7 protein-coding genes are annotated in these 8,465 nt (G+C 72.7%); all 7 read left to right on the top strand.

Annotation, left to right across the window (positions count from 1 at the left end):
• Window positions 1-826, top strand: an 826-nt coding sequence (locus J1M37_RS01515) for a hypothetical protein (RefSeq protein ID WP_241250739.1), incomplete at its 5' end; no start/stop codon positions are given.
• Window positions 819-2,444 carry a methionine--tRNA ligase gene (metG, locus tag J1M37_RS01510; protein ID WP_129867261.1) on the top strand — a complete coding sequence of 542 codons (1,626 nt, stop codon included), beginning with the start codon at window positions 819-821 and terminating at the stop codon, window positions 2,442-2,444. The genes J1M37_RS01515 and metG, both read left to right, overlap by 8 nt.
• 71 nt (window positions 2,445-2,515) lie before the next feature.
• A complete protein-coding gene (locus J1M37_RS01505; RefSeq protein WP_122054194.1) occupies window positions 2,516-3,592 on the top strand; it encodes a 3-isopropylmalate dehydrogenase in 1,077 nt (358 codons plus the stop codon).
• 145 nt (window positions 3,593-3,737) lie between these two features.
• Window positions 3,738-4,829, top strand: coding sequence for a branched-chain amino acid aminotransferase (locus J1M37_RS01500; RefSeq protein WP_122054196.1), 1,092 nt, complete (start codon window positions 3,738-3,740; stop codon window positions 4,827-4,829).
• A 25-nt stretch (window positions 4,830-4,854) separates the two neighbouring features.
• Complete coding sequence (locus tag J1M37_RS01495) at window positions 4,855-7,116, top strand: carbon starvation CstA family protein (RefSeq protein WP_206451995.1); 2,262 nt, start codon at window positions 4,855-4,857, stop codon at window positions 7,114-7,116.
• A gap of 1 nt (window position 7,117) precedes the next feature.
• Window positions 7,118-7,363 (top strand): YbdD/YjiX family protein, encoded by a 246-nt coding sequence (locus J1M37_RS01490; RefSeq protein ID WP_049145181.1) that lies wholly within the window; start codon window positions 7,118-7,120, stop codon window positions 7,361-7,363.
• 188 nt (window positions 7,364-7,551) lie between these two features.
• Entirely contained in the window at window positions 7,552-8,346 is a 795-nt protein-coding gene (locus J1M37_RS01485) for a fumarylacetoacetate hydrolase family protein (RefSeq protein WP_069941575.1), read from the top strand.
• The last annotated feature ends 119 nt before the right edge of the window (window positions 8,347-8,465 follow it).

Genomic DNA, 8,465 nt, shown 5'->3' with positions numbered 1-8,465 from the left:
CGCCCCGACCGCGCGCGCCGCAGCAGCCCGCCCCGCCACGCCTCCGGGCGTGCAGGGCCGCTGGGCCCGGCGCGCGGCGGGCGGGCTGATCGGCGTCAGTGTCCTGCTCGCCACCTGGTCGTTCGCCCTCCCCTTCGTGTTCGGGCTGGGCCCGCGGCAGGTGCCGTGGTGGCGCGAGGTCTTCGACGTGAACCACGAGGCCAACCTCACGGCGTGGTGGAGCTCGGGCCTGCTCCTGCTGGGGGCCGCGGGCTTCACCACGGTGGGTCTCGTGCGTCGCGCGCTGGGGGCGGACCGGCGGCCGAGCCTGCTCGCGTGGTTGACCCCCGCGGCCCTGCTGGCGGCCATGAGCCTGGACGAATCGACGCAGATCCACGAGCAGGCCGGCCGGCTGTGGGAGGTCCTGCCGTTCGCGGGGGAGAACCCGCTGCCCGCGTTCCAGTGGCTGATCCTCGGCGCGCCGGCCGCGATCGTCGTCCTCGGGCTGCTCGCGCTGTGCACCGTCGCCCTGCCCCGCCGGACCCGAGCGCTGACGGTGGCGGGCGGCGCGGTGTTCTTCTTCGGCGCGATCCTCCTCGAGGCGGTGCCGCTCGTCTTCGGGATCGGGCGCAGCACCCTGGCCTACCACGTGGCGACGCACGCGGAGGAGCTGACCGAGATGATCGGGGCGTCCGTGCTCGTGGTGGCCCCGTGGGCCCACCTCCACCTGCGGCCTGCGCCGGGCCATCTGCAGGTGACCGCCGACGGCGTCCCGGACGCCGGCGCGGACGACGTCGTCCTCGGCGCGGGCCCCGGGCCCGCCGCTAGACTCGACGACTGTGACTGACGCCCGCGCCCCGTACTACCTGACCACGGCCATCTCCTACCCGAACGGCGAGCCGCACATCGGCCACGCCTACGAGTACATCGCCTCGGACGCGATGGCCCGCTTCCAGCGGCTCGACGGGCGGGACGTGCGCTTCCTGACCGGCACGGACGAGCACGGCCAGAAGATGGAGCAGACGGCGCAGCAGCAGGGCGTGAGCGCCCTCGAGCTGGCCACGCGCAACGCCGCCGTCTTCAAGGAGATGGACGACGACGTCCTGGACATCTCCTACGACCGCTTCATCCGCACCACGGACACGGACCACGCCGAGGCCGTCCGCGAGATCTGGCGGCGGATGGAGGCCAACGGGGACATCTACCTCGGCTCCTACGCCGGCTGGTACTCCGTGCGGGACGAACGCTACTTCGGCGAGGACGAGACCGAGGTGGGTCAGGACGGGGTGCGCCGCGCCGTCGAGACCGGCACCGAGGTGACGTGGACGGAGGAGGAGTCCTACTTCTTCCGCCTGTCCAAGTACCAGCAGCCGCTGCTGGACCACTACCGTGACCACCCGGACTTCGCCGCCCCCCGGTACCGCTTCAACGAGGTCATCCGCTTCGTGGAGGCCGGGCTCGAGGACCTGTCCATCTCCCGGACCTCCTTCCAGTGGGGCATCGACCTGCCGGCGCCCGCGGACCCCGAGGCCGCCGACGCCGACCGGCGCGCCGACCACGTCACTTACGTCTGGGTCGACGCGTTGACGAACTACCTCACCGGCGCGGGCTGGCCGGCGGAGGACCCGGAGGCGTTCGCGCGCTACTGGCCCGCGGACCTGCACGTGATCGGCAAGGACATCTCCCGGTTCCACTGCATCTTCTGGCCCGCGTTCCTCATGTCGGCCGGCCTCGAGCTGCCGCGCCGCGTCATGATCCACGGCTTCCTGAACAACAACGGGGCCAAGATGTCCAAGTCCCTGGGCAACGTGGTGCACCCGCGGGAATGGGTGGCCCGGTACGGCCTGGACGCCATCCGCTTCTTCCTGCTGCGCGAGTTCCCGTTCGGCGCGGACGGCTCCTACAGCCACGAGGCCGTGGTGAGCCGCAAGAACGCGGACCTGGCCAACAACCTCGGCAACCTCGCCCAGCGCTCGCTGTCCATGGTGGCCAAGAACTGCGGCGCCGCCGTGCCCGAGTCGGGCGAGTTCACCGAGGCGGACCGCGCCGTCCTGGCCCAGGTCGACGCCCTGCTGGAGCGCTCCCGGTCCGCGTACGCGGTGCAGGACTTCCACGACGCGCTCGAGGAGACCTGGCGCGTGCTCGGCGAGGTCAACGCCTACTTCGCGGACCAGGCCCCGTGGGTGCTGCGCAAGACGGACGAGCCGCGCATGCGCACGGTGCTGTACGTGACGCTGCAGGCCGTGCGCCGGGTGGCCCTGCTCGCGCAGCCGGTGATGCCCGACTCGGCGTCGCGGCTGCTGGACCTGCTCGGCGTCCCCGCCGAGGGCGACGCCGGCCGCACCGGCGCGTCCGGCACCGGCCCGCGGTCCTTCGCCGCGTTCCACGAGGACCTGGTCCCCGGCACGCCGCTGCCCGCCCCGCAGCCGGTCTTCCCGCGGCACGAGGAGCCCGCCGAGGACTGAGCCCGTCCGGAGGGTGAGACCGGGTGTCACACGATGTGGTCCTCACGCGTGCCCCGCGTAGCCTGAGGGCCATGACCGAGACCACACGCAGCTCCGCAGACCCCTTGGACATCGCCGTCATCGGCGGCGACGGCATCGGCCCCGAGGTCACCGACCAGGCCGCCGCCGTCCTGCAGGCGGCGTTGCGTGCCGAGGGGCGTCCGGAGGCCCGGCTCACCCCGTATCCGCTGGGTGCGGAGCACTGGCTCGAGACCGGCGAGGCGCTCACGGACGAGGTCCTCGAGTCCCTGCGCCGCCACGACGCGATCCTGTTCGGGGCCGTCGGCGCCGCGCCCGGGGACGAGCGCATCCCGTCCGGGCTGATCGAGCGCGGCATGCTGCTCAAGCTGCGCTTCGCGCTGGACCACGGCGTGAACCTGCGCCCGGCCACCCTGCTGCCCGGCGCCGTCAGCCCCCTGGCCGCGCCCGGCGAGATCGACTTCACCGTGGTGCGCGAGGGCACGGAGGGGCCGTACGTGGGCAACGGCGGTGCGATCCGCGTGGACACCCCGCACGAGATCGCCACGGAGGTCTCCGTGAACACGGCGTTCGGCGTGCGCCGCGTCGTCGAGGACGCCTTCCGTCGCGCCGACGCGGGCGAGCGCAAGCGCCTCACGCTCGTGCACAAGCACAACGTCCTGGTCCACGCCGGCCACCTGTGGCGCCGCACCGTGGAGTCCGTGGCGGCCGACTTCCCCGCGGTCACCTGGGACTACATGCACGTCGACGCCGCCATGATCTTCCTGGCGACGGACCCGGCCCGCTTCGACGTGATCGTGACGGACAACCTGTTCGGGGACATCATCACGGACCTCGCCGCGGCCGTGACCGGCGGCATCGGGCTCGCCGCCTCCGGCAACATCAACGTCGAGGGCACGGCGCCGTCGATGTTCGAGCCGGTCCACGGCTCCGCTCCGGACATCGCGGGCCAGGGGATCGCCGACCCCGTGGCCGCCATCCTCTCCGCCGCCCTGCTGCTCGAGCACGTGGGCGAGACCGGCGCCGCGGCGCGCGTGCGCACCGCGGTGTGGGCGCACCTGAAGGACCGGGTGGACGGCGCGCGGGGCACCACCGCCGAGGTGGGCGCCGACGTCGTCGCGCGGGTCTGACGCGCGGGCCCGGCGCGTCGACGCCGGGTCTAGGATGGGGCGACGGCCTGTGGCGTGTGCCACGCCCGGCGCCGTGGCCCCTGCGCGTCGTGCCCGGCACCGGAGCCGTCCCCATCCGTCACCCGTCACGAGGAGTGATCCCACCGTGTCCGAGACCGTGTTCACGCGGCAACCGCATCTGTCCCCGATGTCCGATCAGCAGCGCGTCGAGATCCTCCAGGACCCCGGTTTCGGCAACGTCTTCACGGACCACATGGTCTCGATCGACTGGACCTGGGACGAGGACGGCGGCGCGTGGCATGACGCCCGCGTGGAGCCCTACGGCCCGCTGTCCCTGGACCCCGCGGCCGCGGTGCTGCACTACGGCCAGGAGATCTTCGAGGGGCTGAAGGCCTACCGGCACGAGGACGGCTCGGTGTGGACGTTCCGCCCCGAGGCCAACGCCGCACGCCTGAACCGCTCCGCCCGCCGCCTGGCCCTGCCGGAGCTGCCCGAGGAGCTGTTCCTCGGCTCGCTGCGGGCCCAGCTCGAGGCGGACCGGGCCTGGGTGCCCACCGGCCCGGGCCAGTCCCTCTACCTGCGCCCCTTCATGTTCGCCTCCGAGGCGTTCCTCGGCGTCCGCCCGGCCCGGCAGGTGCGGTACATGGTGATCGCCTCGCCGGCCGGCAACTACTTCGGCGGCGAGCTCAAGCCGGTGACCATCTGGGTCTCGCGTGACTACGCCCGCGCCGGCAAGGGCGGCACGGGCGCGGCCAAGACCGGCGGCAACTACGCCGCCTCGCTGCTGCCCCAGCTGCAGGCCGCGGCGAAGGGCGCCGACCAGGTCGTGTTCCTCGACCAGTACCACGACGACGCGATCGAGGAGCTCGGCGGCATGAACGTCTTCTTCGTGCACGCCGACGGCCGCCTCGTCACCCCGGCACTCACCGGCACGATCCTCGAGGGCGTCACCCGCTCCTCGATCCTCCAGCTCGGCCGGGACATGGGCCTGACCGTCGAGGAGCGTCGCGTCACCCTCGCCGAGTGGGCCGAGGGCGTCCGCTCGGGCGAGATCACCGAGGTCTTCGCGTGCGGCACCGCCGCCGTCGTGACCCCGATCGGCCGTCTGCTCGACGGTGACGACGTGATCGAGTCCGCCGGCGGGACCGACGTGACCCTCAGGATCCGCGCCGAGCTCGAGGGCATCCAGACCGGGCGCGTCGAGGACCGCCACGGCTGGCTGCACCGCCTCGTCTGACCCCACCCCACGAACGGAGACCCCCGTGAGCTCGCACCGCTCCTCCGCGCCCGCCGAGGGCGCCCCACGCCCGGCCACGACGCCGGAAGACCTCCCGCCGACCGAGGCCGCCGACCGGCCCCGCTGGACACCCGTGAAGATCGCCGTCTGGGTGGCCGTGGCACTGCTCGGCGGCGTCGCCTGGACCATGCTCGCCCTGCACCGCGGCGAGACGATCAACGCGATCTGGTTCGTGTTCGCCGCCGTGGCGACGTTCGCGATCGGCTACCGCTTCTACTCGAAGTACGTCGAGCGCATGATCGTCCACCCGGACGACACCCGCGCCACCCCGGCCGAGTACCGGGCCGACGGCCGGGACTACGTGGCCACCGACCGCCGCGTGCTCTACGGCCACCACTTCGCGGCCATCGCCGGCGCCGGTCCGCTCGTGGGCCCCGTGCTCGCCGCGCAGATGGGCTACCTGCCCGGCACAATCTGGATCATCGTCGGCGTGATCCTGGCCGGCGCGGTCCAGGACTACCTCGTCCTGTTCTTCTCGATGCGCCGCGGCGGCCGCTCGCTCGGCCAGATGGCCCGGGACGAGCTGGGCCGCGTCGGGGGCACCGCCGCGATCGTCGCGACCCTGCTGATCATGGTGATCATCACGGCCATCCTGGCCCTCGTGGTGGTCAACGCCCTGGGCGAGTCCCCGTGGGGCGTGTTCTCCGTGGCCATGACCATCCCGATCGCGCTCTTCATGGGCGTGTACCTGCGCTGGATCCGCCCGGGCCGCATCACCGAGATCTCCGTGATCGGGTTCGTCCTGCTCCTGGCGGCCATCATCGGCGGCGGCTGGGTGGCCGGGACCGAGTGGGGCGCGGCCCTGTTCACCCTGGACCGCACCACCATCGCCTGGGCCGTGATCATCTACGGGTTCGTCGCGGCCGTGCTCCCCGTGTGGCTGCTGCTCGCTCCGCGCGACTACCTGTCCACCTTCATGAAGATCGGCGTGATCGCCGGTCTCGCGCTGGCCATCGTCGTCGTGCAGCCGCGCATCGGCACCCCCGCGTTCTCCGAGTTCGCCTCGGGCCAGACCGGCCCGGTGTGGCCCGGTTCGCTGTTCCCGTTCCTGTTCGTCACCATCGCGTGCGGTGCGCTCTCCGGCTTCCACGCGCTGATCGCCTCGGGCACGACGCCCAAGATGGTGGAGAAGGAGCGCCAGACCCGCTTCATCGGCTACGGCGGCATGCTCATGGAGGCCTTCGTGGCGGTCATGGCGCTCGTGGCGGCCGTGTCCATCGACCGCGGCATCTACTTCGCCATGAACGCCCCCGCCGCGCTCACCGGCGGCACCCCGGAGACCGCCGCCGACTTCGTCATGGGTCTCGGCCTGGCCGGGGTGAACCTCGCCCCCGGGGACCTGACCCACCTGGCCGACCTCGTGGGCGAGGAGACCGTGGTCTCCCGCACCGGCGGCGCCCCCACCCTCGCGGTCGGCCTGGCGCACATCATGGGCCAGCTCGTGGGCGGCGACGCGCTCATGGGCTTCTGGTACCACTTCGCGATCATGTTCGAGGCGCTGTTCATCCTCACCGCCGTCGACGCCGGCACCCGCGTGGCCCGGTTCATGCTGCAGGACTCCCTGGGCAACGTGATCCCGCGCTTCAAGGACACCTCGTGGCGCGTGGGCGCGTGGGTCTGCACGGCCATCATGGTGGCCGCGTGGGGCGCCGTGCTGATCATGGGCGTCACCGATCCGCTGGGCGGCATCAACACGCTGTTCCCGCTGTTCGGCATCGCCAACCAGCTGCTCGCGGCGATCGCGCTCGCCGTCGTCCTGACGATCGTCGCGCGCCGCCGTGACTTCCGGGGGCTGTGGATCGTGGCGCTGCCGCTGGCGTTCATCACGGTGGTCACCACCGTGGCGTCGTTCCAGAAGATCTTCTCCTCCGTCCCGGCGGTGGGCTACTGGGCGCAGCATCGCGCGTTCCAGGACGCGCTGGCGGCGGGGAAGACGAGCTTCGGCGCCGCGAAGTCCGTGCCGGCCATGGAGGCCGTGGTCCGGAACACGGCCATCCAGGGCACGCTCTCCGTCGTCTTCCTGGTGTTGGCGCTGATCGTCATCACGACGTCGGTGCTCGCCACGGTGCGCGCCTTCCGCGGCACCGAGGTCATCGACCACCAGGACCCGTACGTGCCCTCACAGCGCTTCGCCCCGGCCGGGCTGTTCGCCACGGCCGAGGAGAAGGAGCTGCAGCGGCAGTGGGACGCCCTGCCGGCGGACCGGCAGCCGGTGCGGGGTCACTGACGTGGCCGATCCGCGCGCGACGCCGGCCGGGCCCTCCACCGCGGAGGGCCCGGCCGGCCCGTCTCGGCCCGGGGTGTGGGCCCGGGTGCGCTGGTGGGTCCGCCAGCTCTCCGGAGAGGGGAAGTACGACGCGTACGTGGCCCACCACCGGGCCCACCATCCGGAGCGCGCGCCGATGACCGAGCGGGAGTTCTGGCGGGCCGAGTACGCGCGCCAGGAGGCCAATCCGGGCAGCCGCTGCTGCTGAGCGGTCTCGACCCGCCCCGCACCGCGCCGCACCGCGCTGAGCCAGACGAATCCGCCCGCGAGCCAGACGAATCGGTCTCCTCAGGCCGTCCGCCGCGGCCGAATCGTCTGGCTCGCGGCGTCAGCGGGGCCGGAATCGGGTGGGTGTCCGGCGACGGCGACCGCCGCTCACCCACTACGCTGACCCCCATGCGCATCGCCCGTTTCGTGGACCAGGCCGAACCGACCTACGGCATCGTGGAGGGCCCGGCGGACGCCGACCTCTCCGAGCTGAGCATCACCGCCCTGCAGGGTGACCCGTTCTTCCACGGGATCCAGCCCACCGGCGCCACCCACCGTCTCGAGGACGTGCGTCTGGTCGCGCCGATCATCCCGCGCTCCAAGATCGTCGGCGTCGGCCGCAACTGGGCCGACCACGCGAAGGAGCTCGGCAACGAGGTGCCCACCTCGCCCCAGTTCTTCCTCAAGCCGAACACCGCCGTGGTGGGGCCGAACGAGCCGGTGACCCTGCCGAGCTGGTCGGAGGAGATCTCCTACGAGGCCGAGCTCGCCGTCGTCATCGGCACCATCTGCAAGGACGTGCCGGTGAGCCGCGTGGACGACGTCGTGTTCGGCTATACCGTGGGCAACGACCTCACCGCCCGCGACGCCCAGCGCACCGACCTGCAGTGGGCCCGCGCCAAGGGCTTCGACGGCGCCTGCCCGCTGGGCCCGTGGATCGAGACCGAGCTGGACGTGGAGCCGGCCGGCGGCCTGCGCATCACGTCTCGGCTCGACGGCGAGACCCGCCAGGACGGCACGACGGCGGACATGGTCTTCGGCGTCCGCGAGCTCGTGGCCGCGGCCTCGGAGATGTTCACCCTCCTGCCCGGCGACGTGATCCTGACCGGCACCCCGGGCGGGGTCGGGACGGTCCAGGAGGGCCAGCGCGTCGAGGCCGAGGTCGAGGGCATCGGCGTCCTCGCCACCGTCTTCCGCCGCTGACGCTGGCGCCCGACGACGGCGTCCGGGCCCCCGCGTAGACTCGGGGCATCATGACTGACGCCACCGCTCCCGTGTCCGAGAACGCCCCCGCCCCCTTCGCCGACGTCCCCCAGGTGGAC

This window comes from Micrococcus sp. KRD012, assembly GCF_017168555.1.
Lineage (GTDB): Bacteria > Actinomycetota > Actinomycetes > Actinomycetales > Micrococcaceae > Micrococcus > Micrococcus luteus.
Note: the sequence above shows the minus strand (reverse complement) of the source record. Positions and strands in the feature narration are given on the sequence as shown.

Coding starts and splice junctions, on each gene's coding strand:
- J1M37_RS01505 (WP_122054194.1), top strand. CDS start 2,516: ATGACCGAGACCACACGCAGCTCCGCAGACCCCTTGGACATCGCCGTC.
- J1M37_RS01485 (WP_069941575.1), top strand. CDS start 7,552: ATGCGCATCGCCCGTTTCGTGGACCAGGCCGAACCGACCTACGGCATC.